A 23,841-nucleotide genomic window follows, 5' to 3' on the forward strand; every position below is an offset into this window, starting at 1 on the left:
AAGTGCCGAACTGCGTGCACTGATGAGAGAAAAAATGGGTAACGTTACCCACACCTGGAAGGGGAGGTCGGGCGCATGGGCGGGGCCGGTCGCGGGCGGCGCGTGACGATCGCCGACGTGGCGAGCCACGCCCAGGTCTCCACCACGGCGGTGTCGAAGGTGCTGCGCAACGCCTACGGCGTCAGCACCGCCATGCGCGAGCGCGTGCGGGCCGCCATCGACGAGCTCGGCTACCGCCCGCACCACGCGGCACGCGCCATGCGCGGGCGCACGTTCACCATCGGCGTGCTCCTGCCGCACATCAACAACCCGTTCTTCGCCGAGATCCTGGACGGGCTCATGGAGCAGCTCGGCGGCACCGACTACCAGGCCATCATCGTCCAGGGCGGCCGGGACGACACCTCCGAGCGCCGCGCCATCGACGCCCTGGTGGACCGGCAGGTGGACGGCATCCTCATGGTCGTCCCGCTCAGCTCCAAGGCCCGCCTGGAGGAGGTGGCCGCGGGCACCCCCACCGTCGTGCTCGGCCCGCACGAGCGCTCGGCCCTCTACGACTCCGTCCACGGCGACGACGAGGCGGGAGCCGAGCTGGCCGTCGGGCACCTGATCGCGCTCGGCCACCGCCGCGTCGCGCACCTGGGCCAGCAGGACCTCGGCCACGGCCGTCCCGCGACGATGCTGCACGCCATCAGGGAGCGCACCTACCGGCGGGTCATGGCCGAGCACGGCCTGGCCGACGAGATCGCCGTCGCCGCCACCGCCTACACCGAGGAGGGCGGCCGGCGCGGCGCCCACGAGCTGCTGGCCCGCGACCCGCGCCCCACGGCCATCTTCGCCGGCGCCGACCTGGCGGCCTTCGGCGCGCTGGCCGCGCTGCACGAGGCGGGCCTGTCCGTGCCCGCCGACGTCTCCCTGGCCGGCTACGACAACACCCGCGCGGCCGGGCTCGCGCACCTGGCGCTGACCACCGTCGACCAGGACGGCACCCTCATGGGCAGGACGGCCGCCCGGCTGCTGCTGGAGCGCGTCGCGGGGGGCCGCGCGTCCTCGGTGCGCTTCTCGGTCACGCCGAGCCTGGTCGTCCGCCGCTCGACCGGGCCGCCCCAGGACGCCGCGTGATCGCGGGGACGTGAGCGGCCGCGGGATCGACGCCCACCAGCTCGTACTCGATCCGCCCGCTCACCCTGGACTCCTCGGCATTCCGAACGGTTGTCCGCTATACGGTCACTCTGTCCGCCGTAATTCCAAGAGCGGGCCGCCTGCTGTCAAGGGCCTCCTCAGGCGGAGGAGGGTGTGCCACCATCCCGGTTACGGACAATTGTCCGTAAAACGGTAGGAGGCGGGATGGCGGACGACGGGGCCGGGCCGCTGGTGGGTGTGCTCGTGGCCGACTTCTCCCGGGTCCTGGCCGGGCCCTACGCCACGATGGTGCTGGCGGACCTGGGCGCCGACGTGGTGAAGGTGGAGAGCCCCGCGGGCGACGACACCCGCGGCTGGACGCCGCCGGCGCGGGGCGGGACCTCCACGTACTACCTGGGCGTCAACCGGGGCAAGCACTCGATCGTGCTCGACCTGCGCGACCCCGGCGACGCGGCGGCGGCCAGGGAGCTGGCCCGGCGCGCCGACGTCATGATCGAGAACTTCCGGCCGGGCGGCCTGGCCAGGTACGGCCTCGACCACGCCGCCGTCCGCGCCGCCAACCCCGGCGTCGTCTACGCCTCCATCAGCGGCTTCGGCTCCGGCCCCGGCGCCCGGGTGCCCGGCTACGATCTTATGGTGCAGGCCGTCTCCGGGCTGATGAGCCTCACCGGCGATCCGGACGGGCCGCCGTACCGGGCCGGGATCTCGGTGTTCGACGTCATGGCCGGCAACCACGCGGTGATCGGCATCCTCGCCGCGCTGCGCCACCGCGACCGGACAGGGCGGGGGCAGCACGTCGAGGTCAACCTGTTGTCGTCGGCGCTCACCGGGCTGGTCAACCACAGCTCCGCGTACGTGGCGGGCGGGGTGGTGCCGTACCGGATGGGCAACGCGCACCCGAGCGTGTTCCCGTACGAGCCGCTGCCCACCGCCGACGACGACCTCATCGTCGCCGCCGCCAACGACGGCCAGTTCCGCAAGCTGTGCGAGGTGCTCGGCATCCCCGAGGTCGCCGCCGACCCGCGCTACGCCCGCAACGCCGACCGCACCGCCCGCCGCGACGAGCTGCGCCCCCTCCTGGTCGAGCGGCTGGCCGCCAAGGGCGCGGTCGAGTGGTTCGAGCTGCTGGTCGAGGCGGGGGTGCCGAGCGGGCCGATCCAGACGATCGACGGCGGCTTCGCCATGGCCGAGCGGTTCGGGCTGGACCCGGTGGTCGAGGCGGGGGAGGGGGAGCGGGCGATGCCGACCACCCGCCATCCCGTCCGCTTCTCCGAGACGCCGGTCCGCTACCCGCTGCCGCCGCCCGAGCTGGACGAGCACGGCGCGGAGCTGCGCGCCTGGCTCGCCCGCCCGCTGGGAGGGGAGCCGGAGTGAGCGGGCGCGACTACCCGACGGCGCTCGGGGCGTCGTCGCCGGCGACGATCACGCTGCTCGGGCAGGACCTGGCCCAGGACGTGATGGGGCGGGTGGGCTTCGGCGAGCTGGCGTTCTGGCTGGCGACCCAGCGCCGGCCCGCGGCGGGCGAGGTGCGGGTGTTCGAGGCGGTGCTCGCCGCGCTGGCCGACCACGGGTTCACGCCGACCGCGATCGTGACGCGGCTGACGTACCTGTCGGCGCCGGACTCCGTGCAGGGGGCGCTGGCGGCCGGGCTGCTCGGCGGCGGCTCGCGTTTCCTCGGCGTCACCGAGGACTGCGGCCGCTTCCTCCACGACGTGCTGCGCGCCCACGGCGAGCCGCTGCCGGCCGACGACGCCGGCTGGGACGCCCTCGCCCTGGAGGCCGTCCGGGCCCGCCGCGAGCGGCGCGAGCTGATCCCCGGCCTGGGCCACCACGTCCACAAGGACGGCGACCCGCGTACTGCCCGGCTGTTCGAGATCGCCGCCGAGGAGGGCCTGTCCGGGCCGCACCTGGCGCTGCTGGCCGCCGTCGGCCGGGTCCACCCGCGGGTGCTCGGCCGGGCGCTGCCGCTCAACGGCGCCGGGGCGTGCGGGGCCGCGCTCGCCGACCTCGGCCTGCCGCTGGAGCTGCTGCGTGCCTTCGCGCTGCTGGCCAGGACCGCCGGGCTCATCGGCCAGCTCGCCGAGGAGCTGCGCCGCCCGGTGGCGAACGACATCTTCCTGTCCGTGGACCTCAACAACCGGTCCGTCCCCCCGGAGCCGCTCGCCGACGGAGGCCCGCATGGCTGAGCTCGTCGCGGTCATCGCGTCCACCCACCATCCCTTCTACTACCGGGCCGCCACGGCGACCGGCGCGGACCGGCCGCCGTTCGCCGACGAGTGGGTGCGCAAGGTCACCGCCTTCCGCGAGACCCTGACCAGGGCGGACCCCGACGTCCTCGTCATGGTGGGCGCCGACCACTTCCACCAGCTCTGGCTGGACAACATGCCGCAGTTCCTCGTCGGCAAGGCGCCCTTCTACGACGCGAACTGGTACAACGAGGAACGCGAGTTCGGCCTGCCCCGGATGGTGTTCAGCGGCGCCGAGGACCTGTCCGCCCACCTTCTGCGCGGCGGCCTCGACCTGGGCTTCGACCTGGCCTTCTCCAACGAGCTGCGGATCGACCACTCGATCACCTGCCCGATCCTCACCCTGCGCCCGCAGAACGACCTGCCGATCGTGCCCGTCTACACCAACATCTTCGCCCCGCCGCTGCCGCGCCCGGAGCGGTTCGTGCAACTCGGGCGGGCCATCCGCGAGCTGGTCGAGTCGTGGCCGGACGGGCGGCGGGTGGCCGTCATCGGCACCGGGCACCTGTCGCTGGAGCTCGGCGGGCCGCGCCAGTTCGGGCCGCACGGCCCCGACCCCGAGTTCGACCGCAGGGCCGTCGAGTGGATCTCCACCGGCGACCTGGAGGGCTGCCTGGCGGAGGTCACCCTGGACAGCCTGTGGCGCCCCGGCAACGCCACCCACGGCTTCATGGACTTCATGCTGATGATGGGCGTCGCGGGCGAGGACCGCAAAGCCGACTACACCGATTCGTACGACCTGTTCCACACGATGGAGGCGTACTTCACCTGGTACCCGGACGGAGGCGGCCGCGCATGAGCAAGTACCTGCTGGACAAGTTCCTGTTCACCGTGGACCGCGACCCCGAGCTGGTCGAACGCTACCGGGAGGAGCCGCGGGCCACCGTCGAGTGGTGGGAGGCCGAGTACGCCGGCCGCCTGCTCGGCTGCCACACCGCCGAGCGCTCCACCTGGCCGCGCTTCGACGACGCCGAGCGGGAGGCGCTGGCCACGCACGACCACCCGAAGCTGTTCGAGCTGGGGGCGCATCCCTTCCTGACGCTGACGTTGTTCATCGCGATGTTCGAGCGGGACTACGCCGAGCCGCTGGGGTTCCAGCGCGAGTACGCCCAGCGGTTGTCGCACTTCAGCCTGCCCTATCCGGACATCGCCACCTGACCGTCCCCTCGCCTACGCGGGGAGGCGCTCGGCGTCGGCGACCACCTCGCCGATGAACTCGCCCGCCAGGCGCGGCACCCGGCGCGGGTCCACGGGCGAAGGGGCGGGGACGCCGAGCCGGTGGGACAGGGCGAGGCGGAGCAGGGGGTGCCAGCGCGCGTCGAAGACGTCCAGCGCGTACGCGACCGCCGCCTCCTTCGTGACCACCTCGCCGGTCGCCACCGTACGGTGCAGCCGGGGCGGTGACAGCACGGCGGCCAGCGCCACCCGGTAGGGCGACTGCAGCCGCTTGCGGGGCGGCCGGGCCGAGCGCGCCCGCTCGGCGTGGCGGGCCCAGTGGCCGCGGAGCTGGTCGAGGGTCCACGCCCGCAGCAGGCCCGGCTCCGGGTCGAGGCCCAGCCCGGCCGGGGACGGGCCGCGTACGGGAAGGCCGCGTTCGCGCAGCACCTTCCACGCCACCGGGTTGACGTCGAACGCCCGCCCCCGCCGGAACGCCGGCCCGCTGTGCGAGGCGACCGGCCGGATCCGGGTGACCGGCCGGCCCAGGTCGGCCGCCGCGACGAAGACGGCGTTGACCGTGCCCGGCAGGTGCGGGCGGCGGCGGGCGAGGGCGTGCCCGGCGGCGGGCAGGTTGGCGAGCTTGTGCAGCAGCGACAGCCGGCGCAGCTCGCGCTCCCCGGGCGGGCCGCCCACCACGATCACCACGTCGATGTCGCTCACGTCCGGCCGCCAGGCGCCCAGCGCCGCCGAGCCGGTGACGTAGCAGCCGGTGACCAGCCCCGGGACCAGCCGGTCGGCCACGGCGAGGTAGCGGGCGACCGCCCGCGACAGCTCGGCCGGCGCCGTCACGAGGTGACCGTGACGTGCGGGACGGTCTCGTACGCGGCCCAGTCGGCGCTGATCGCGCTCGCCGTGCGCAGCAGCAGCGGCAGGTGCTCGTCGGCCAGCCGCTCCACCGTGGTCTCGGCGGCGTGCGCGTTGACGTTGATCGCGGCGATCACCCGGCCGAGGCCGTCGCGCAGCGGCGCGGCGACGCTGCGGATGCCGAGGGCCAGCTCCTCGTCGGTGATCGCCCACCCCCTGGCCCGGACCTCGCGCAGCGCGGCGTCGCGCTCGGGCACGTCCGGCCGCCGGCGCGGCTCGACCCCCGACCGGCTCGGCTCGGCCAGCACCCGGTCGACCTGGTCGGGCGGCAGCGCGGCCAGCAGCACCTTGCCCAGGGAGGTCTGCAGGGCCGGGAAGCGGGTGCCGATCTGCACCGACAGGGTGACGATCTTGGGGACGGCGACGCGGGCGACGTACACGATGTCGGACCCGTCGAGCTGGGCGATCGAGCACGACTCGCGGGTCTGCGCCACCAGCCGCTCCATGTGCGGGCGGGCCACCTCCCACAGGCCCGTCGAGCGTACGTACGAGACCCCCAGCTCCAGCACGCGGGGGGTGAGCGCGTAGCCGCCCCGCTCGCTCCTGGCGTAGCCCAGCTCCTGGAGCGTGAGCAGGATGCGGCGGGCCGTGGGCCGGGCCAGCCCGGTGGCGGTGGCCACCTCGGTCAGGGACATGACCGGCCGGCCCGGCCGGAACGCCTTGATGACGTCGAGGCCGCGGGCCAGCGCCTCGATGAAATCGGGGCCGGTGTCAGCACGTGCCATGGAACGCCTCCCTGCTCGGATCCCGCCGCTCCGACTCTAGACCGTCGCGGCGGAGGTGGTGTCCGCAGAGCGGCGGCCGGTGCCGGGCGCGGACCCGCCCGTCCCGGGGGCGGGCGGGCGGGGCGCGGGAGGGAGGCGTTCCCGGACGGTCGTTGTACGGACGGCCGTCCGGACGCGGCTCACAGGTCGGTGGCGATGACGCGCTCGATGTTGCGCTCGGCCAGCGCGGTGATGGTGACGAACGGGTTCACGGTCGTGTTGCCCGGGATCAGCGCGCCGTCGATGACGTACAGGCCGCTGTAGCCGGACAGGCGGCCGTAGTTGTCGGTGGCCTTGCCGAGGACCGCGCCGCCGAGCGGGTGGTAGGTCAGGTGGTCGCCCCAGATCTTGTAGACGCCGAACAGGTCGGTACGGTAGATCGTCCCCTCCTTGGAGTTGATCTTGTCGAAGATCGTCTTCGCCATGTCGATGGACGGCTGCTTCCACGCCGTCTGCCAGCTCAGCTCCACCCGCCCGGCCGCCGCGTTCCAGGAGAACTGGGCGCGGTTGGGGTTGCGGGTGATCGACAGGTAGAAGGAGGCGAACGTCTCGATCCCGGTGGGCAGCGGCGCGACCTCGGCGAACGCGCCCCCGGCGGCCCAGTTGTCGATGCCGGCGCACGGGATGGCCGACTGCTTGGCGCCGGTCGGGTCCCACAGGTGGTTGGCGCGGCCGCACATGACGTTGCCGTTGTCGCCCCAGCCCTTGCCGACCTCGCCGTTCAGGTCCGGCAGCGCGCCGGTGGCCTTGAGCTTGACCAGCAGCTTGCTGGTGCCGACGCTGCCGGCGGCGAAGAAGACCCGCTCGGCGGTCACCGTCTTGGTCGCCGTCACCTCGCCGGTCGTGCCGAGCTGCTCGATCACCACCGCGTACCGGCCGGTGCCCGCGGGGGCGACCGAGGTGACGCGGTGCAGCGGCGAGATCGCCACCCTGCCGGTCGCCCTCGCCTGCGCGAGGTAGGTCTTCTGCAACGACTTCTTGCCGTGGTTGTTGCCGTAGAGGATCTCGGCGGCCAGCGCCGACTGGGGGACGGTGCCGGCCTCCTCCTGCTTCATGTAGTCCCAGTCGTAGACGTCGGGGACGAAGACGAACGGGAAGCCGGAGCGCTGGGCGTGCTTCCGCCCGACCCTGGCGTACTGGTAGTAGGCGGTCGCCTCGAACCAGGCCGGGTCGATGGTGCCCACCCCGAGGCCGGCGTTGGCGCGCGGGTAGTAGACGTCGTACATCTCGGCGGCGTTCACCGTGGGCAGCACGGAGGCGAAGTTCTCCCGCCTGGGGGTGACCGCCATGCCGCCGTTCACCAGCGAGCCGCCGCCGACGCCCCGGCCCTGGTAGACCGTGATGCCGGCGAACTCCTCGGCGTCCAGGACGCCCGTGTGGCGCGGGATGTCGCGATCGATGGGGAAGCCGAGGAAGTAGTTGAGCGGGGCCTTGGTGCGGGTGCGCAGCCAGTACGAGCGGTAGTCCGGCTCCCGGGTGTTGCAGAAGATCTTGCCGTCCGGGCCCGGTGTGTCCCAGGCCATGCCCATCTCCACCATGTGCACGTCCACGCCCGCCTGGGCCAGGCGCAGCGCGGCGACCGAGCCGCCGTAGCCGGTGCCGATGACCAGCACCGGGACGTGCGCGCCGTCCGCGATCGGCCCCGCGGCGGGTGCCGCCGCGGCCGCCCGCGCCGGGGCCGTCCCGCCCAGGACGACCGCGGCGCCCGCGCCGGCGATGAACCCGCGGCGCGACAGGGGCGGCCGGCCCGCGGCGGAGCGTAAGGAGGTGGTGTCGCTCATGGTGGTTGCCTCACTTCTCTCGGCGACGCTCGGGCGGGCGCGCGCCGGCGGGGGACCGGCCGGCGCCGGGCAGCACGCACGCGGTGTCCAGGCCCAGCACCCGGTTGAGCCGGCCGAAGGCCCACCAGGAGCCGATGCACATGCTCAGCTCGACGATCTCGGCCTGGCTGTAGGACGCGGTCATCCGGGCCCAGAACGCCTCGTCCAGGCCGTGGTGGTCGAGGGCGTAGCGCTCGGCGTACTCGGCGGCCAGGCGGGTGCGCTCGTCGAGGGCGTCTGTGGTGCGCCACTCGGCCAGCGTCTCCAGGAAGCCGTCCTCGACCTTCTCGCCGTCCCGCTCGGTGCGCCAGTCGAGGCAGAACGCGCAGCCGTTGAGCTGGGCGATCCGCAGCCGGGCCGCCTCGAACTCGCGCAGGCCCAGCGTGGTGTGCTCGTACACCGCCAGCGAGAAGCCGGCGGCGGCGGGGCCGATGCCGGGGACCATCTCCCCCCACACGTACGCGATCGGGTCCTTGCCCTCCGGAACGTCGACGATCACGGGTGCTTCCTTCCGAGTCGGCCCGTCGCCGGGCGCAGCGGCACGTCGAGCGCGTCGTACAGGCCGGGCGGCGCCTCCGCCAGCCAGTCGATGGCGTTGACCAGGCGGCCGGCGGCGGTGGCGTTGCCGCCCGCCGCGCGGTTGCCGCCCTCGTCGGTGGCCTCGACCGTGACCTCGATGCGCGGGCTGCCCTCGATGATCACTCGGTGCGCGCCGTCGCCGCCGTCCGGGGGCGAGGGCCAGTCGGGGGCGCAGGAGGGGTGGATGCGGGTGACGTGCTCGACCACGATGCGCGGCTCGCCCTCCACCACGCCCTGCACCTCGAACCGCACCGCGCCCTGCGTGCCCGCCTCGAACACGCCCATCGCCGGCGTGCTCACCGCCGCGTCGAGGGGGCGGCGCCACACGCTCTCGCGGACCTCGTCCAGCTCGACGCCGAGGGCGCGGGCCATCAGGCGCACCTGGCCGCCCCACACCATCGACGGGACCGTGGGGGCGATCATCGGCGGCTCGTACTCCATCGGCTGCCCCATGCCGACCAGGTAGCGGACCGAGTCGGGCTGGTCGTAGGCGGTGTAGTCGAAGATCTCCTGGCAGCGGACCGCGTCCACGGTGGTGCCGAGACCGCTGATCAGCAGGGGCAGGACGTCGTTGCCCCACCCGGGGTCCACCCCCGACACGAACAGCGAGCCGCCGCCCTCGGCGATCGCGGCCAGCACCCGGGCGCGCAGCTCGGGCGGGGCGCCGCGCGGGTCGTACAGGGCGTAGAGGGAGGGGGTGACGACCACGGCGCCGGCCCGGATCGCGCGCAGCACGTCGGCGAGGGCGTCGTCGGGGCGGACGTCGCCGGAGGCGGCGTAGACGACCGCCCGGGGGGCGGCGGCGAGGACGGCGGCCACGTCGGCGCTGGCCGGCACGCCGAGCCCGCGGCCGAGGCCGGCCAGGACGCCGGCGTCGCGGCCGGCCTTGGCGGGGTCGTGCGTCAGGACGGCGGCCAGCTCCAGGGCGGGGTGCGCCTCGACGGCGCGGATGGCGGCGCGGCCGACGTTGCCGGTCCCCCAGATCACCGTGGACACCATGGCCGGAGCGTAGCAAGCGCTTGGTTAACTGTATAGATGCGATCACTGTCCGGCCGGGAAGGTGCCGGGAGAGGGAGCGGAGGAGGGGCAGGGGAGGAGGGCGCGGACGAGGCGGTGCATACGGTCGTGGAGGCCCGGGGACCGGGGGCCGCGGGTGAGGACGAGCTGGTGTGCCGCGCCCACCAGGGCCAGCGCCAGCGAGGCCGGGTCGGTGCCGGCCGGGAGGCGGCCGAGGCGCTGCTCGGCCTCCAGGTAGGCGGTGAACAGGCGCTCGCCCGCGTCCGGCTCCAGCGTGCCCGCGCCGAGCGCCTTCCCCAGCCGCGGCACCACCGCCGGCCGGGCCAGGGCCAGCCCCGCCAGCGCCGTCAGGTTGCCGGCCAGCAGCGCGTCGGCGGCCGCCGTCAGGTTGCCGGTCACCGTGCCGGAACCGGCGCGTACCGGCAGGTCGCGCAGCCGCCCGCTCGCCGTGCCCGCGCGGTCCACGATGAGCGCGGCCAGGAAGCCGTCCAGGTCGGGGAAGTGGTTGTGGAGCAGCCCGGTGGCCACCCCCGCCTCCCGGGTGATGGCGCGCCCGCTCAGCCCGGCCGGCCCCTCCCGCAGCAACACCCGTTCGGCCGCGTCGAAGAGCCGCCGGCGGACTTCGGGGGCGGACACGCCGCGTGATGGCATGACTCCGCACTCTACCGGCCCGGCCCCGCCGCCCCGGCCGAACGGGCCCGCGCCGCGCGAAGTCAGCGCCGCGTGAAGTCAGCGCCGGGCGAAGCGAGTCAGCGCCGGGCGAAGGCGGCCCGGGGTGTCACGAGTTCGGCGAGGGTGACTGCACGGGCGCCGGCGAGGACGCGGTCGTGGGCGTGGAGCTCGGCTTCGTCGTGGGCGTGGGCGAGCCGGACGGCGCCGCCGGAAGGGTCGCCCAGTAGCCGGTCTTCGGCTTGACCGGCGCCATCACCCGCACCGGCGGAGCCCCGGCGAAGGTGAACGTCATCGGCACCACCCCGCCGCGCACGCCGCTCACCGTGCCGATGGGCTTCTCCCCGACGCCGACGGCCCGGTTCGGCGGCACCTCCATCGGCAGGGGGATCTGCACCTGCCCGCCCCCCTCGACGGTGACGCTCTGGAGCCGGGCCGGCTGGTGGCCGTTGTTGATCAGCACCACGTACAGGGCGTCCTGCGGCGCGGGCGAGGCCGGATCGGCGCTGCCCAGCAGGAAGGCGTTGCGGACGTGCAGCGTCTCGCTCGCGTCACCGTTGCCGCCCTCGTTCTGCGGCTGGTTCTGCGCGGTGTCGATGGTCGTCTTCGCGCAGCCGGCGGCGAGCGCCGCCAAGGCCACAGCGATCACGGCAGAGGCGATGGGACGCATCGCTAGGCCCTCCTCCGGGTCCTCGGTCAACGCCACGCCACTACCCGCGCACATGTCGTTGAACCCAGCGGGCGCTCCGCCCTTCCTGCTCCGACGGTCACGCTGACCTGCTCTTTCGCGGAAATCACCCGTACGACGAGGTCACCTGAGCCGCCGGTCGAGGAAGCCGATCACGGTGCGGGCCAGCGCCACCCGGTGGTCGGCCAGCGCGTGGTCGGTGTCGAGGAGGTGGTGGTCGAGCAGGGACGAGCGCCCGTACGCCTCGACCAGCGGCCGGTGGTGCACGTCCGGCGGGGCGACCGTGTCCCGGCCGGCGCCGACCAGCAGCACCGGCCGCCCGGCCAGGGGCCCGGCCAGCCCGCTCAGCCGCCACGCCTCGCCCGCCTCCAGCATCTCGGCGACCAGCGCGGCGGCACTGGTGCCCGACAGGGGCAGCAGCTCCTCGCGCCACGCCTGCTCGTAGGCGGTGGCCGCGGCGGGGTCGGCGCGGCAGGCGGCGGCCGCGGCGCCGAAGTCGAACCCGGCCAGCGAGCCGGCCGCCGCCACCTCCGGCAGCGCCGCCGCGGTCATGAGCGCGGTGAACCCGCCCGCGCTGTGCCCGATCAGCGCCAGCCGGCCGGGGTCGAGCCGGCCGGGGTCCAGGCCGTGGGCGGCGGCGGTCGCCGGGTCGCGCACGGCCGCCACGGCCGCCGCGGCGTCCTCCATCAGGTGCGCCCAGGACCACGACCCGCCCATGCCCCACGAGCCCCGGTAGTGGAAGACCAGGGTGGCGTACCCGGCGCGGCTCGCGGCGTGCGCGAGGTCGAAGTTGCGCTCGTTGCCGGGGAAGCCGTGCAGCAGGATCAGCACGGGGTGCGGCCCGGGGCCGGCGGGGACGTGCAGGATGCCCAGCAGCCGCGTCCCGGCGCTGTCGAACGTCAGCGGGACGGTGGCCGCGCGCGGGCCCGGCCCGCCGGGAGGGTCGGTGATGAGCGGGTCCGTCATGGAACTCCCCGAGATAGTACCGATCGGTTCGTACGAGAGCGTAGCAGCCGGTCCCCGGCGAGGCGGCGAAACGTAACATCTGGGACGTGCCCACGTCCTTTGAAGTCGTGACCCTCGTCCACGCCCCGCCCGGCCTCGTCTTCGACACCTCGCTGTCGGTCGAGGCCCACACCACCTCGATGGCCGCCTCCCGCGAGCGGGCGGTCGCCGGGGTCACCTCCGGCCGGCTCGGCGCCGACGACCAGGTCACCTGGCAGGCCCGGCACTTCGGCCTGCCGTGGCGGCTGACCTCGGTGATCAGCGTCTGCGAACGGCCGGGGTACTTCGTGGACGAGCAGGTCGCGGGCCCGTTCCGGCACTGGCGGCACGCCCACCACTTCGTCCTGGCGCCCGACGGCCAGAGCACGATCATGCGGGACGTGGTGGAGTTCGCCGCGCCCGCCGGGCCGCTCGGCGCCGCGGTGGAGGCCCTGGTGCTGCGCCGCTACATGACCCGGCTCATCCTGGCCCGCAACGCGCACCTCAAGCGGACCACCGAGGCCGCCGCCCGCTCGGCGGAGTGACGGGACGGGCTCAGCCGACCACGCCGTCCGCGCGCAGCGCGGCCACCTCCGCCGCCGGGAGCTCCAGCAGCTCGCCCAGCACCGCCTCGGCGTCCCCGCCCAGCTCCGGGGCGGGCGCGGGCGGGAACGGGCGGCCGTCCAGCACCAGCGGCGACCCGGGGGCGAGGTGCGGGCCGACGCCCGGCTGCGTCAGCTCCGCCATGAGCGGATGCCGCCCCAGGTCGGCGGCGGCCTCGGCGAACGTCCGGTAGCGCGAGCGCAGCACCGACGTGCCCGCCAGCGCCTTCTCCACCTCGGCCGCCGTCCGCGCGGCGAACCAGGGCGCGAGCAGCCCGGCCAGCGCCTCCCGGTGCGCGTAGCGGTCGCGGTCGCGGCGGAAGTCGGCCGGCAGCGCCTGCTCCAGCGCCGCCGTCACCCGGGTCAGCCCGGTCGCCGACACCAGGTCGCGCCAGTGCCGCTCGGTGAGCACGACGATCATCATGCGCCGCCCGTCGGCGGTGGCGAAGTCGCGGCCGAAGTCGCCGTACAGGTCGTTGCCGATGCGCGGGCGGGACTCGCCGAACTGGGCCTGCGCCAGGTAGCCGAGGTTGCCGGCGGTGGCCAGGGCCACGTCGTGCAGGGCCACCTCGACGCGGCGGCCCCGGCCGGTCGCGGCCCGCTGCCGGTCGGCCGCCAGCAGGCCGACGGCCAGGTAGAGGCCGCACGCCACGTCCCACACCGGCAGCGCGTGGTTGACCGGGCCCGCGTGCTCCCCGGGGCCGGTCACGTACGGGAAGCCCACCTCGGCGTTGACCGTGTAGTCGACCGCGCTACGCCCGTCGCGGTGGCCGAGGAGCCGCGCGTACACCAGGTCGGGCCGCCGGGCCAGCAGCTCCTCGTACGCCAGGCCGGGCCGCGGCGGCGCGTTGGTGACCAGCGTGCCCGCCGCGGCGGCCAGCCGGGCGACCAGCTCGCGGCCCCGGGCCGAGCGCAGGTCCACGGTGAGCGAGCGCTTGCCCTTGTTGAGCCCGGTCCAGTAGAGGCTGCGGCCCGAGGGGGCGAGCGGCCAGCGCCCGGCGTCCGGGCCGCCGCCGATCGGGTCCACCCGGACGACGTCCGCGCCGAGCTGGGCCAGCGTCATCCCGCCGAGCGGGGCGGCGACGAAGCTCGACAGCTCGACGACCCGCAGCCCGGCCAGCGGCGGCGCCTGATCATCGATCATGCCCCGACCCTACGCCGGGGCGCCCTCCCCGGCCACCGTCCCTCACCCACCGTCCCTCATCCGCCGTCCCTCGTCCGCGCCGTCAGGGGGGCCGGGCTCATGGCGCCCGCCCGGGGACCCGCGTGAGCCGCGGTCCCCCGGGTAGGCGGGGCCCATGACCGAGAAGACGGAAGCCGCGCGTGCCCGTGGGCGGCAGGGGATCGCGCTGCCCGGAGTGGTCCTCGGGATCGGGCTGGGCGGGTTCGTGGACGGGATCCTGCTGCACCAGATCCTGCAGTGGCACCACATGCTGAGCAGCACCGGCACCGACAACATCGGCGTGCGCCCCTACCCGGTGACCACCGTGCCCGGGCTGCAGATGAACACGCTCTGGGACGGGCTCTTCCACGCCGTCACCTGGCTCGCGGTGCTGACCGGCCTCGGGCTGCTCTACTCCCGCGTCACCGCCTCGCGCGGGCGGGTGTGGCGCTCGCGGGCGCTGTGGGGCTGGATCCTCGCGGGATGGGGGGTGTTCAACCTGGTCGAGGGCGTCATCGACCATCACCTGCTGGGCATCCACCACGTGCGGACCGGGCCGTACCAGCTCTGGTGGGACCTCGCCTTCCTGCTGCTCGGCGCGCTGCTCGTGGCGGGCGGCTGGGCGTTGCAGCGCGGCGGGCAGGTGCTCGACCTGTGCGAGCCGCGCCGGTGACGCACCACCACCACGCCGCCTCCGCCGTCCCGGTGCTGCTGGTCGTCCTGGTGGCCGCCGCCGCGTGCTACCTGGTGGCGGCGGCGCGCACGCCGGGCTGGAGCCGGTGGCGGACGGCCTCGTTCGCGGCCGGGACCGCGCTGGCCGCGCTCGCCCTGACCGGGCCGGTGGCCGCGGCGGCCATGACCGACTTCCGCGGGCACATGGCGCAGCACTTGCTGGTCGGCATGCTCGCGCCGACGGGGCTGGTCCTCGCCGCCCCGGTGACCCTGCTGCTGCGCACGCTGCCGCGCCCGTACGCGCGCCGCCTCGGCGGCCTGCTGCGTACCCGTCCGGCGCACCTGATCGCCCATCCGGTCACCGCGCTCGTGCTGAGCACCGGCGGGATGGTCGTCCTCTACGGCACGCCGCTCTACCGCGCGGTCACCGCCGTGCCGTGGCTGCACGAGCTGACGCACGCGCACTTCCTGCTGTCGGGGTGCCTGTTCGCCTGGGCGATCGCCGGCCCGGACCCGGCGCCGCGCCGCCCCCCGGTGCCGGCGCGGCTGGTGGTGCTGGGCGTGGCGATCGCGGCGCACGCCGGGCTGTCGCAGCTCATGTACGCCGGGCTCTGGGTGGACCTGCCCGTCCCCGCCGGGCAGCGCACGGGCGCGGCCGAGATCATGTACTACGGCGGTGACCTGGCCGAGCTGCTGCTGGCGGTCGCCCTGATCGCCACCTGGCGGCCGGGACGGCGGGTCGCCTACGCCCGTGGCTAGCCGAGCGGCTGGTCGGGGCGGCGGTGCTCGCCCACCAGGTGGCCGTTGTGCCGGATGCGCGCGGCCTGGTAGGGGCGGAGGGGACGGGTGACGAACGACTCGGCGATGCTGTCGGCGTGCCTGCGGTCGACGCCCCAGCCGATCGTGTGCCAGCCGCCCTGGCCGTCCTCGCCGGAGGGGTCGAGCACGGCGATCTCGAAGAGCTGGTCGGCCGGAGCCGGGGTGCAGGAGATGTGCCCGGCGCCCACGCCGATATCCGGTCGCTCCATATGGCGCTCCTTTCGGTCCCGCACTTGGTGATACCCGGCTGCGGCCCCGGAAACATCCGGCGAACCTCCATGATCGGGGACACGCCGACCGGCGCTGGATACCGGAAAGAGAGTTCGTTATAGGATCTTCCGTAAAGAGCCTCATGCCTGGTGATCAGGGCCGGGGCCGTCGTCCGAGCCAGGAGCGTGAGAATCGGTGGCCACCGCGCACGAGCGCCCATCCTCCTGGACCTTCCTCACCCATCACGCCCGGGTGCTGCTGGAGATCGCGCGTAACCCGGAGGCGCGGCTGCGCGACCTGGCCGCCAGCATCGGCATCACCGAGCGGGCCGTGCAGGGCATCGTGTCCGACCTGCACGAGGCCGGTTACCTGGCGCGGGAGCGGGTGGGGCGGCGCAACCACTACAGCCTCAACCTCGACCAGTCGTTCCGCTACCCGACCGAGGCCAACCTGCCGGTGCGCCTGCTCATCGACATGTTCACCCAGCACGACGACCTGACGCGCCGGCCCGCCTCCTGACCCGGCCTCCTGATCCCGCCTCCTGGCCCCGGCTTTCGGCCCGGTGCTCAGCCCCACACCTCCCTGGCGGTCTCCACGACGAGTTCGAGCTTGCGCCGCTGCTCGTCCACGGTCAGCAGGTTGCCCCGCTCGGTCGAGGCGAAGCCGCACTGCGGGCTGATCGCCAGGCCCTCCGGCGGGACGTACGCGGCGGCCTCGTCGATGCGGCGGCGCAGCTCGTCGCGCGGCTCCAGCAGTGGCACCTTGGACGAGACCAGCCCCAGGACCACCGTGGTGCCCCGGGGCACGAAACGCAGCGGCTCGAAGCCGCCGGCCCGCTCGGTGTCGTACTCCAGCAGGAACCGGTCCACCGGCACCTCGCCGAACAACCGCTCGGCGACCGGCTCGTAACCGCCCGAGGACATCCAGGCGCTGCGGTTGTTGCCCCGGCAGATGTGCATGCCGACGGTGACGCCGGGATCGATCGCCTTGGCGGCGCGCACCTGCTCGGCGTCGATCGTCACCGCCATGTCCAGCAGCGCCTCGGTGCCGGGCGCGTCGGGGCCCAGCATGCGGGCGCGGAAGCCGGGGTCGAAGACGAAGTTGTAGGCGAGCGAGTCGAGCTGAATCCAGCGCACGCCCCGCCGCACCAGCTCCGCGATCTCCTCGGTACGCAGCACGACGAGGTCGCGCAGCAGGTCGGCGGGCGTCGGATAGGTCTCCTCGCTGATCCCGGGCCGCCACAGCAGGCTGCCCATCGACGCGCTCATCATCGTGATCTTGAACGGGCCGGGCGCGTGCCGGGCCATGAAGTCCGCCTCGACGGCGGTCAGGTGCGCCCGTTGGGTGAGCCGGTCCTTGGCCGCCACCATCCGGAACGCGGTCTCCTCGGGCGGTGGCGGCCCGTCCTCGCGGAACCAGGCCGAGGTGGGCACCTCCACCGGCACCACCCCGCCCAGCGACTCCAGCAGGCCCGCCATCCAGGTGGCGCGCCGCATCTCGCCGTCGGTGAGGATCTCAAGGCCGGCCTCGCGCTGGAGCTCGATCGCGGCCAGCACGGCGTCGTCCTCCAGCTTGGCCAGCTCCTCGCCGCCGAGCTCGCCCCGCTCGCGGGCCCGCCTGGCCTCCAGCAGCCCGGGCGGTCGCAGGAGGCTGCCGACGTGCTCGGCGTGGGGGGTCGCGGGCATGGTTCCTCCTTGGCGTGCGGCTGGGGAAGATCTCATCGCTACTTTCCGCCCGCCTGGCGGGGCCGTCCAGATTTATCGGACGGATAGATCAGTTGTGATGTTTCCGTGACCAGGTTTCGTGGTAAAACAGAACCAGTTGGGAATCTCCCATGTCGAAGTCCAGCAGAGGGCTTCATCTCACGCGAAGAACGTGGCGTGCCTCTGCCTGGGCTTTTTTGCCGTCCGCAGGGGCGCCTCAGATCTACTCTCGGAGTATCAGATGGCAGTCCTGGACATCGCACTCGAAGACATGACGGCCGAGCAGCTCCTGGTCGAGATGAACCGGCCCGAAGCCTCGGACCTGCAGAAGGTGCGGATCCGTGAGCGCCTGGTGGACATGTACAACAGCCTGGTGAACGAGGTCACCCGGCGTTACTACCACCGCGGCGAGCCCATGGAGGACCTGCGCCAGGCCGCGTACGTCGGTTTGATGAAGGCCATCAACGGCTTCGACCCGGAGCTCGGGCACGAGTTCCGCGGTTACGCCATGATCACCATGGTCGGCGAGGTCAAGCGGCACTTCCGCGACCGCACCTGGGCCATCCGGGTGCCGCGCGTCTACCAGGAGCGCCGCCTTGAGCTGAACAAGGCCACCGCCGAGCTGACCCAGACCCTCGGCCACGCGCCGACCGTCGCCGAGCTGGCCGCCAAGATGGGCATCTCGGAGGAGGACGTGCTGCTCACGCTCGACGCGTCCTCGGCGTACAACACGCTGTCGCTGGACGCGCCGGTCGGCGGCGAGGAGGACGCGGCCGACCTGGGTGACTTCATCCCCGCCCAGGACGACGCGCTGGACAACATGCTGGGCGCGCACGCCGTCAAGCCGCTCATCGACGCGCTGCCCGAGCGGGAGCGCAACATCCTGCTCATGCGCTTCTACGGCAACATGACCCAGTCCGAGATCGCCGCCGAGTTCGGCATCTCCCAGATGCACGTCTCCCGCATCCTGCGCGCCGTGCTGGCCAAGCTGCGCAAGGCCCTGCAGGACTGACGACCTGACAGGACTGACGACCCGGCAGGACTGACGACCCGGCCTTTCGGCGGAAGGACGAGCGGACGGCGGCGGTGGCGCGGCTTCGGCCACGCCACCGCCGTGCGGTCGGCGGTGGCGGCGTCTCAGCCGGAGCGCCAGTCGCCGCTGTCGAGGGCGCCCGCGGCCTGCGGGCCCATCAGCCCGAGCCCGCCGTCCACGAACACCGACGACCCGGTGACGTACGACGCCGCCGGGCTCGCCAGGAAGGCCACGACCGCGGCGACCTCCCGCGCGTCACCCGGGCGCGGGATCGGGTAGCCGGGGCGGCTGCCGGTGCGCGGCGGCACGTCCTCCTGCCCGGTCATCGGGGTCGCGATCTCGCCGGGCGCGACGGTGTTGACGGTGATGCCGTGCTCGGCCAGCTCCAGCGCCAGCACCCGGGACATCATCCGCAGCCCGCCCTTGGCCGCGCAGTACGGCCCCGACCCGACCCGCGGGTGCTCCTCGTGGACGCTGGTGACGTTGACGATGCGCCCGCCGCGGCCCGAGGCGATCATGCGGCGGGCGGCCCGCTGCGCGCACAGGAACGGCCCGTCGAGGTCCACCGCGACGACCGACCGCCAGCGCTCGTAGCTCATGTCCACCAGCGGCTCGGCGCTGCCGGTGCCCGCGTTGTTGACCAGCACGCCCAGGCCGCCCAGCTCCTCGGCCAGCTCGTCCACGACCGCCGCGGCGGCCACGGGGTCGGTGAGGTCGTGCTGCCGGACCGCCGGGGCCCTGCCGAGGCCGCGGATCAGCTCCGCGGTCTCCTCGGCGCCGTCCCGGTCGCCGTGGTAGGTGATGCCGACCTCGAACCCCTGCTCGGCCAGCAGCACGGCGGTGGCCTTGCCGATCCCGGAGTCGGCGCCGGTGACGATCGCCACCTGGTCGTACCTGTCGCTCATACAGTCATGTGCCTTCCTGCGGGGACGCCGGATCGTTCCCGGCTCCCGCTACCCGCCGCGCCCCGCCTCACACGGGGCGGGAGGCGTCACCGGGTGACGGGTCACCAGGTGACGGGCAGCTCGTAGACGCCGTAGATCGCGCCGTCGTGCTTGAACGGGATGCTCCCGAGGTCGGCCGCCGGCCGCAGGGTCGGGATGCGGCGGTAGAGGGTGCCGTAGACGACCTGGAGCTCCATGCGGGCCAGCGGCTGGCCCAGGCACTGGTGCACGCCGAAGCCGAAGGCCACGTGCCGGCGGGCGTCGTCGCGGCGCAGGTCCAGCTCGTCGGGGTTGCCGGGGAAGGCGTCAGGGTCGCGGTTGGCGATGTCGTTGGCCATGATCATGCCCTCGCCGGCCCGGATGACCTGGCCGGCGATCTCGATGTCCGCCAGCGCCACCCGGCGGCGGCCGCTGTGGGTGATGTTGAGGTAGCGCAGCAGTTCCTCCACCGCCCCCGCCACCAGCTCCGGGTCGCCGCCGTCGCGCAGCAGGGCGAGCTGGGTGGGGTTCTCCAGCAGGGCGAGCGTGCCGAGGGCGATCATGTTCGCGGTGGTCTCGTGCCCGGCGACGAGCAGCAGCACGCCCATCTGCGCCGCCTCCTGCCGGGTCAGCTCGCCCGCCTCGACGCGGGCGGCCAGCGTGGACAGCAGGTCGTCGGCGGGCTCGGCGAGCTTGCGCCCCACCAGCTCGTCCAGGTACGCGAACAGCCGCCCGCCGGCCGCCGCCCGCTCCTCCGGCGGGGTGGACCGCCTGATGACGGTCTTGCTGTTGTCCTGGAAGAAGTCGTGCTCCGTGTACGGCACGCCGAGCAGCTCGCAGATCACCAGCGACGGCACCGGCAGCGCGAACGCCTCCACCAGGTCCACCGGCTTCGGCCCGGCCAGCAGGTCGTCGATGAGGCCGTCCACGATGCGCTGCACGGCCAGGCGCATGCCCTCCACCCGCCGCACCGTGAACGGGGCCTGCACCATGCGCCGCAGCCGGTGGTGCTCGGGGTCGTCCATGAGGATGAAGCTGAGGCCGCCACCAACGGCGATGCGGGGGGCCTGCAGCGGGTAGCCGGGGTGGTTGACGTCGGAGCTGACCCGCGGGTCGGCCAGCAGCGCCCGCTGCTCGGCGTAGCGGGTGACCAGCCACGGCGTGCTGCCGTCCCACAGCCTGACCCTGGCCAGCGGGCCCTCCTCCCGCAGCTCGCGCAGGGCGGGCGGCGGGTCGAACGGGCAGGCCGCCGCTCTGGCCATGGGGAACTCCTGGATCTCGGTCATGCTCGGCTCCCTTTCGCGTGCTGAGGGGTGGTGGCGGGCTGGGGAGTGGCGGGCTGTCGGGTGGTGGGTTGCGGAGTGACGGGTTGCGGAGTGACGGGTTGCGGAGTGACGGGTTGCGGGGTGACGGGTTGCGGGGTGGCGGGGGCGGCCCACAGCGCGGTGATCGCGTCGATCAGCCCGCTCGCGGTGCCGTCCCAGGTGGCGCGCGGCGTGGGAAGGCCCTCGGCCAGGGCGCGCTCGCGCTCGGCGCACACGTGCACCATGAGGTGGCTGGTCATCTGGCGCCGCTCGGCCCGCACCTCGGGCGGCAGGCCGGGCAGGCAACGGTCGAGGCCGCCGAGGACCTCGACGAGCGTGGGCGAGGTCAGCGCGTGCTCGATCATGACGTCGCGCAGCGCCGGGTCGGTCATGAGCTGCGCGCCGAAGCGGGCGAACCAGGTGGGCGTGCCCAGGGACTCCAGGTGCCCGGTGAGCGGGCGCACCACGCAGGCCACCCAGTCGCGTACCTCGCCGGAGCCGGCCGCGTCCGCCAGCATCGCGCGGCGCGCGTCCGCCAGCATCGCGCGGCGGATGCGCTCGATGCCCGCGGCGTGCCGGCGCACGATCGCCCTTACCAGGTCGGCCTTGGTGCCGAAGTGGTAGCCGACGGCGGCGTTGTTGCCCTGGCCGGCGGCCTCGCTGACCTGGCGGTTGGAGACGGCGAACACCCCGTGCTCGGCGAACAGCCGCTCGGCCGTCGCGAGGATCTGCTCGCGGGTGGCGCAGGCGCGTGCGGAGCGCGTCTCCCGGGGCATGGCCACCTCCTCGTCCGACGATCAGTTAAGTCAGCCGGTCAGGACAAGTCAAGCGACTGCTTTAATCGACGCTTCGACCGGGCGTTGAACGTCGTCTCCCTAGGCTCCGTCCCGTGAACACCGATCATGTGACCATCGAGCCGCCCATCCTGTACTTCGGCACCCCCGTCGTGCTCCTGTCGACCGAGAACGACGACGGCTCGGCCAACCTCGCGCCGATCTCCTCGGCGTGGGCCCTCGGCCAGGTGGTGGTGCTCGGGCTGGGCGAGGAGGGCCAGACCGCGTACAACCTCAGAAGGCGCCCGGACGTGGTGATCAACCTGCCCGCGCCGGACCAGTGGGCGGCGGTGGAGCGGCTGGCCCCGCTCACCGGCCGCCACCCGGTGCCGGCGGGCAAGCCGCACGGTTGCCGCTTCGAGCCCGACAAGTTCGGCGCGGCCGGGCTGCGGGCCCAGCCCTCCGACACCGTACGGCCGCCGCGCGTGGCCGAGTGCCCCATCCAGTTGGAGGCGCGGGCCGAGCGGGTGCATCCGGGCGTGTCGGGCGCGTTCGTCATCGCCGAGGCCGTCGTCGGCAGGGTGCACGCCGACCCGCGCCTGGTCGTGCCCGGCACGCACCACGTGGACCCGGCCGCGTGGAGCCCGCTCATCTACAACTTCCGCCACTACTTCGGGCTCGGCCCGGAGCTGGGCCACTCCTACCGCAGCCGGACCGCGCGGGCCGCCGCGGCGGGGTGACGGCTCACCGGTCGCTGGTCACCGGTCTCTGGTCTCTGGCCGCTGGTCTCTGATCACTGGGCCCCGACGCTCTGCGCGGCCCGGTAGACGGCCATCGCCTCGTCGCCGAAGAAGGGGCCGAACATGAAGTTCGGGGCGAAGTCGTACTTGAAGCTGTTGACCGAGTTGAGCCAGCCCTGCCCGGTGGAGCCGTCGAAGCCCTGGAACCACGGCCCGCCGCTGGACCCGCCGGTCATGGTGCAGCGCAGCCCCAGGTCCCTGGTCTGCACGGTGTCGTCGATGGCGCGCCCGCTGCAGTAGATCAGCCGCGACCCGTCGAACGGGGCCGCCGCCGGATAGCCGAAGGAGAACATCTGCCGCCTCCTCGGCTGGTTGAACGCCACCCCCTGCCCGCCCACGACGTCCGTGAGCGTGCGGCCCTGCAACGGCGCGACCACGGCGGCGGCCACGTCGAAGTTGATGTCCTCGTCGGCGTTCCACTGCCGGGTGGTCAGCAGCGTGGTGGCCGCCCACGTGCCGAACGGGCGGCGGCCGTTGTCGAAGCCGGGGACGAACACCCAGTTGCGGTGCGCGGCGCCGTTCAGCTTCACGCAGTGCCCGGCGGTCATCACGACGCTCTCGTTGGCGCTGGTCACCGCCGTGCCGGAGCAGGCGGAGTTGCGCCCGTCGGCCGTGGTGAAGAACACCCTGCCGACGGTGCGGGTCACCGCGCCGCCGTCGACCCAGCGCAGGCCGGGGCTGTTCCGCACCACCTCGGCCGGACGGCGGGCCGCCGACACCGGACGCACCGCGTACGGGCGGCCGGAGGTCGTGGTGAGGGCCGCGCCCCGGGTCGCCCACGGGGTCCCCTGGGTCGGCCCCGAGCGCGAGGAGCGGCGGGGCGCGGGGGTGTCCAGGGGCCGCGCCGCCAGCATGCGCTGCGGTGTCCAGTACGACAGGACGGTCCTGCGCTCCGACCAGGTGTCCGCGCCCGCCCAGCCGACGGGGCCGTGGTCGAGGCCGGTCGCGGCGGGACCGGTCGCGGCGGGGCCGGTCGCGGTGAGGCGGGTCGCGGGGCCGCTCGCCTGGGCCGTTGCCGCCGCCGGGACCAGGGCGCCGGCCACGGCGACGGCGGCGGCGGAGAGCAGGGCGACTCTGCGGTGCATGACGTACCTCCTGAAACCGAGTAGGTGCCGCATGGAGGTACGTACGGGGGTGTCCAAGTTCCTCAAGGCATGCCGATATAGCGGGAAAACTGCGGACTTCGGGATGTGTAAGGATGCTGGAATGCCGATCGATCCGCACCTGCTCGCCCTCTTCACCCTCACGACGCTCGTCGCCATGATCACCCCGGGACCTGACATGTTGTTCGTCCTCGGCTGCGGCATGCGCGGCGGCCCCCGCGCCGGGCTGCTGGCCACGGCGGGGGTGGCCACGAGCGAGGCGGTCCACGTCGCCGTGGCGGCGGCCGGGCTGGCGGCGCTGTTCGAGGCGGTGCCGGTGGCGTTCACCGTGGTGCGGATCGCGGGCGCCGCGTACCTGATCTACCTCGGCGTGCAGCTGCTCCGCAACCGCAAGGGGCTGGGCGGCACGCTGCCGGACGAGGGGCGCGGCACGGTCTCCGGCCGCCGCGCCTTCACCAGCGGGCTGCTCACCAACCTGCTCAACCCCAAGATGGTGACCTTCACCATCGCGTTCCTGCCGCAGTTCGTGAACCCGGCGCTCGGCCAGGTCTGGCTGCAGTTCGCCGTGCTCGGCGTCATCCTCATCGCGCTGGAGTTCGTGGTGGACGGGGCCGTGGGCGTGCTCGCCGGGCGCATCGGCGGCTGGCTGCGCCGCCGCGCCGCCGCCCGCCGCAAGGTGGACGTCGCCACCGGCGGCATCTTCATCGGCCTCGGCGTGCGCCTCGCGGTCGAACGCTGATCCAGCGTC

General features: G+C 74.0%; 27 protein-coding genes. 12 read left to right on the forward strand and 15 right to left on the reverse strand.

What is annotated here, in order from left to right:
• The first annotated feature begins 75 nt into the window (after positions 1–75).
• The 5 genes from AB0H75_RS07850 (at position 76) to AB0H75_RS07870 (ending at position 4,544) form a co-directional block, all read left to right on the forward strand.
• Complete coding sequence (locus AB0H75_RS07850; protein WP_367792162.1) at positions 76–1,119, forward strand: LacI family DNA-binding transcriptional regulator; 1,044 nt, start codon at positions 76–78, stop codon at positions 1,117–1,119.
• Between the two features lie 225 nt (positions 1,120–1,344).
• Positions 1,345–2,514: a CaiB/BaiF CoA transferase family protein gene (locus AB0H75_RS07855; RefSeq protein ID WP_367792165.1), complete on the forward strand. Its 1,170-nt coding sequence runs from the start codon at positions 1,345–1,347 to the stop codon at positions 2,512–2,514.
• The gene (locus AB0H75_RS07860; RefSeq protein ID WP_367792168.1) at positions 2,511–3,326 is read left to right on the forward strand and encodes a citryl-CoA lyase; all 816 of its coding nucleotides are present in this window, start codon (positions 2,511–2,513) and stop codon (positions 3,324–3,326) included. Before AB0H75_RS07855 ends, AB0H75_RS07860 begins: the two co-directional genes overlap by 4 nt.
• Positions 3,319–4,185, forward strand: a complete 867-nt coding sequence (locus AB0H75_RS07865; RefSeq protein WP_367792171.1) for an extradiol ring-cleavage dioxygenase — start codon at positions 3,319–3,321, stop codon at positions 4,183–4,185. Before AB0H75_RS07860 ends, AB0H75_RS07865 begins: the two co-directional genes overlap by 8 nt.
• A complete protein-coding gene (locus AB0H75_RS07870) occupies positions 4,182–4,544 on the forward strand; it encodes a hypothetical protein (RefSeq protein ID WP_367792174.1) in 363 nt (120 codons plus the stop codon). Before AB0H75_RS07865 ends, AB0H75_RS07870 begins: the two co-directional genes overlap by 4 nt.
• Positions 4,545–4,556: 12 nt before the next feature.
• On the opposite strand, the gene AB0H75_RS07875 is transcribed toward AB0H75_RS07870, so the two are convergent.
• The 8 genes from AB0H75_RS07875 to AB0H75_RS07910 form a co-directional block, all read right to left on the reverse strand.
• A complete protein-coding gene (locus tag AB0H75_RS07875; RefSeq protein WP_367792177.1) occupies positions 4,557–5,393 on the reverse strand; it encodes a nucleotidyltransferase domain-containing protein in 837 nt (278 codons plus the stop codon).
• Entirely contained in the window at positions 5,390–6,193 is an 804-nt protein-coding gene (locus AB0H75_RS07880) for an IclR family transcriptional regulator C-terminal domain-containing protein (RefSeq protein ID WP_367792180.1), read from the reverse strand. Before AB0H75_RS07880 ends, AB0H75_RS07875 begins: the two co-directional genes overlap by 4 nt.
• 179 nt (positions 6,194–6,372) lie before the next feature.
• Positions 6,373–8,013, reverse strand: a complete 1,641-nt coding sequence (locus AB0H75_RS07885; RefSeq protein ID WP_367792184.1) for a GMC oxidoreductase — start codon at positions 8,011–8,013, stop codon at positions 6,373–6,375.
• Positions 8,014–8,023: 10 nt separating this feature from the next.
• Entirely contained in the window at positions 8,024–8,551 is a 528-nt protein-coding gene (locus AB0H75_RS07890; protein WP_367792187.1) for a carboxymuconolactone decarboxylase family protein, read from the reverse strand.
• Positions 8,548–9,630 (reverse strand): dihydrodipicolinate reductase, encoded by a 1,083-nt coding sequence (locus tag AB0H75_RS07895; RefSeq protein WP_367792190.1) that lies wholly within the window; start codon positions 9,628–9,630, stop codon positions 8,548–8,550. The genes AB0H75_RS07890 and AB0H75_RS07895 overlap by 4 nt, the downstream gene beginning before the upstream one ends.
• Before the next feature lie 42 nt (positions 9,631–9,672).
• Complete coding sequence (locus AB0H75_RS07900; RefSeq protein ID WP_367792194.1) at positions 9,673–10,299, reverse strand: TetR/AcrR family transcriptional regulator; 627 nt, start codon at positions 10,297–10,299, stop codon at positions 9,673–9,675.
• Between the two features lie 127 nt (positions 10,300–10,426).
• Entirely contained in the window at positions 10,427–10,987 is a 561-nt protein-coding gene (locus AB0H75_RS07905) for a hypothetical protein (protein ID WP_367792197.1), read from the reverse strand.
• A gap of 141 nt (positions 10,988–11,128) precedes the next feature.
• Positions 11,129–11,971 (reverse strand): alpha/beta hydrolase family protein, encoded by an 843-nt coding sequence (locus AB0H75_RS07910; RefSeq protein ID WP_367792199.1) that lies wholly within the window; start codon positions 11,969–11,971, stop codon positions 11,129–11,131.
• 86 nt (positions 11,972–12,057) lie between these two features.
• Here AB0H75_RS07910 and AB0H75_RS07915 point away from each other — a divergent pair, with 86 nt between their 5' ends.
• Complete coding sequence (locus tag AB0H75_RS07915) at positions 12,058–12,534, forward strand: cyclase (protein ID WP_367792201.1); 477 nt, start codon at positions 12,058–12,060, stop codon at positions 12,532–12,534.
• Positions 12,535–12,544: 10 nt separating this feature from the next.
• On the opposite strand, the gene AB0H75_RS07920 is transcribed toward AB0H75_RS07915, so the two are convergent.
• On the reverse strand, positions 12,545–13,735 hold the full coding sequence (locus AB0H75_RS07920; RefSeq protein ID WP_367792204.1) for a CoA transferase: 1,191 nt from the start codon (positions 13,733–13,735) through the stop codon (positions 12,545–12,547).
• A 154-nt stretch (positions 13,736–13,889) separates the two neighbouring features.
• On the opposite strand from AB0H75_RS07920, the gene AB0H75_RS07925 reads away from it, so the two are divergent.
• Together AB0H75_RS07925 and AB0H75_RS07930 are read left to right on the forward strand one after the other, a co-directional pair.
• Positions 13,890–14,426, forward strand: a complete 537-nt coding sequence (locus tag AB0H75_RS07925; protein ID WP_367792207.1) for a DUF2243 domain-containing protein — start codon at positions 13,890–13,892, stop codon at positions 14,424–14,426.
• On the forward strand, positions 14,408–15,184 hold the full coding sequence (locus AB0H75_RS07930) for a cytochrome c oxidase assembly protein (RefSeq protein WP_367792209.1): 777 nt from the start codon (positions 14,408–14,410) through the stop codon (positions 15,182–15,184). Before AB0H75_RS07925 ends, AB0H75_RS07930 begins: the two co-directional genes overlap by 19 nt.
• On the opposite strand, the gene AB0H75_RS07935 is transcribed toward AB0H75_RS07930, so the two are convergent.
• Entirely contained in the window at positions 15,181–15,453 is a 273-nt protein-coding gene (locus AB0H75_RS07935; RefSeq protein WP_367792211.1) for a hypothetical protein, read from the reverse strand. The two genes, AB0H75_RS07930 and AB0H75_RS07935, sit on opposite strands and share 4 nt — an antisense overlap.
• Positions 15,454–15,649: 196 nt before the next feature.
• Between AB0H75_RS07935 and AB0H75_RS07940 the strand changes: the two genes are divergently transcribed.
• Positions 15,650–15,973: a helix-turn-helix transcriptional regulator gene (locus tag AB0H75_RS07940; RefSeq protein ID WP_367792213.1), complete on the forward strand. Its 324-nt coding sequence runs from the start codon at positions 15,650–15,652 to the stop codon at positions 15,971–15,973.
• Positions 15,974–16,020: 47 nt separating this feature from the next.
• Here the strand turns inward: AB0H75_RS07940 and AB0H75_RS07945 are convergent, their stop codons facing one another.
• Positions 16,021–17,139, reverse strand: coding sequence for a 5-methyltetrahydropteroyltriglutamate--homocysteine S-methyltransferase (locus tag AB0H75_RS07945; RefSeq protein ID WP_367792215.1), 1,119 nt, complete (start codon positions 17,137–17,139; stop codon positions 16,021–16,023).
• Positions 17,140–17,398: 259 nt separating this feature from the next.
• Here AB0H75_RS07945 and AB0H75_RS07950 point away from each other — a divergent pair, with 259 nt between their 5' ends.
• Positions 17,399–18,169: a SigB/SigF/SigG family RNA polymerase sigma factor gene (locus AB0H75_RS07950; protein WP_367792217.1), complete on the forward strand. Its 771-nt coding sequence runs from the start codon at positions 17,399–17,401 to the stop codon at positions 18,167–18,169.
• 125 nt (positions 18,170–18,294) lie between these two features.
• Here AB0H75_RS07950 and AB0H75_RS07955 read toward each other — a convergent pair whose 3' ends face one another.
• The 3 genes from AB0H75_RS07955 to AB0H75_RS07965 form a co-directional block, all read right to left on the reverse strand.
• Positions 18,295–19,095, reverse strand: coding sequence for an SDR family oxidoreductase (locus AB0H75_RS07955; protein ID WP_367792219.1), 801 nt, complete (start codon positions 19,093–19,095; stop codon positions 18,295–18,297).
• A gap of 101 nt (positions 19,096–19,196) precedes the next feature.
• On the reverse strand, positions 19,197–20,399 hold the full coding sequence (locus AB0H75_RS07960) for a cytochrome P450 (RefSeq protein WP_367792221.1): 1,203 nt from the start codon (positions 20,397–20,399) through the stop codon (positions 19,197–19,199).
• Positions 20,396–21,193, reverse strand: a complete 798-nt coding sequence (locus tag AB0H75_RS07965) for a TetR family transcriptional regulator (RefSeq protein WP_367792223.1) — start codon at positions 21,191–21,193, stop codon at positions 20,396–20,398. Before AB0H75_RS07965 ends, AB0H75_RS07960 begins: the two co-directional genes overlap by 4 nt.
• Before the next feature lie 113 nt (positions 21,194–21,306).
• Here AB0H75_RS07965 and AB0H75_RS07970 point away from each other — a divergent pair, with 113 nt between their 5' ends.
• On the forward strand, positions 21,307–21,930 hold the full coding sequence (locus tag AB0H75_RS07970) for a flavin reductase family protein (RefSeq protein WP_367792225.1): 624 nt from the start codon (positions 21,307–21,309) through the stop codon (positions 21,928–21,930).
• 53 nt (positions 21,931–21,983) lie between these two features.
• Here AB0H75_RS07970 and AB0H75_RS07975 read toward each other — a convergent pair whose 3' ends face one another.
• Entirely contained in the window at positions 21,984–23,075 is a 1,092-nt protein-coding gene (locus AB0H75_RS07975; protein ID WP_367792227.1) for a serine protease, read from the reverse strand.
• Between the two features lie 121 nt (positions 23,076–23,196).
• Between AB0H75_RS07975 and AB0H75_RS07980 the strand changes: the two genes are divergently transcribed.
• A complete protein-coding gene (locus tag AB0H75_RS07980) occupies positions 23,197–23,832 on the forward strand; it encodes a LysE family translocator (protein WP_367792228.1) in 636 nt (211 codons plus the stop codon).
• The last annotated feature ends 9 nt before the right edge of the window (positions 23,833–23,841 follow it).

This window comes from Nonomuraea sp. NPDC050783, assembly GCF_040802095.1.
In the GTDB taxonomy this organism is placed as follows: Bacteria; Actinomycetota; Actinomycetes; order Streptosporangiales; family Streptosporangiaceae; genus Nonomuraea.